We start from the raw sequence: 765 nt of genomic DNA, 5'->3' as shown, positions 1-765 counted from the left end.
ATCTCGACGATCTCGTTCGGCACCAAGACCGGCGAGATCGAGATGGACGGGCAGCGGGTCGCCGTCCCCGTCGCGACGGATCAGATGAAGATGATCGCCAAGCTGTCCGGCGGGCAGTCTTACACCGCCAGCAACGTCGCCGAGCTTTCCAAGAGCTACAACGCGATCGAGAAGGACATCGGCTACCGCACGGTGCCGGGGCCGGGCAGCGCCGGGTGGTTGCGCCTGGGCGTCATCACCGCCCTGATCGCGACGGCGCTGGCGCTGCTGATCAACCGGCGGCTCCCGGTCTGATCGCTCAGGAGGGCAGCCGGCGGTTGAGGAACAAGCCGGCCAGGATGGCGCCGGCCATCGCGACGGCCCCCAGCAGCATCCACGCCAGGCTGGCGTCGCCCTTGACGGTCTCGTAGCCGATCTGGCGCTGCAGGGTCGCATAGACGTTCTTCAGCGACTCGAGGCTGTCGGCGTGGAACGACTGGCCGTCGGTGATCTCGCAGATCTTCTGCAGCGTCTGATCGTCGACGGGAACGGGGATGGTGGCCCCCTCGTACTCGACGGTGCCGTACGGCGTCCCGAAGGAGATCGTCGAGATGGGCACGCCCTCGGCCTTGGCGGCCCGGGCCGCGGTGAACGCCCCGTCATGCGGATCGCTGGGGTTGGACGGCTTGTTCTCCTTGCCGTCGGAGAGCAGCACGATGCGGGCCGGCGGCGGGGTGTCGCCCCCGGTGATCGCGGTGGCGCGCACCGCGTGCAGGGCGGTGAAGA

2 pseudogenes are annotated in these 765 nt (G+C 68.8%); one reads left to right on the top strand and one right to left on the bottom strand.

The features are described 5' to 3' along the window. Nucleotides 1-294, top strand: a pseudogene (locus A5709_RS11805) (hypothetical protein); the annotation flags it as partial. A gap of 4 nt (nucleotides 295-298) precedes the next feature. Here the strand turns inward: A5709_RS11805 and A5709_RS11800 are convergent. Further along, a pseudogene (locus tag A5709_RS11800) lies at nucleotides 299-765 on the bottom strand (VWA domain-containing protein); the annotation flags it as partial.

This window comes from Mycobacterium sp. E1386, assembly GCF_001672745.1.
Taxonomy (GTDB): domain Bacteria; phylum Actinomycetota; class Actinomycetes; order Mycobacteriales; family Mycobacteriaceae; genus Mycobacterium.
The sequence above is the reverse complement of the archived record's forward strand: the minus strand, read 5'-3'. Positions and strand labels throughout refer to the sequence as shown.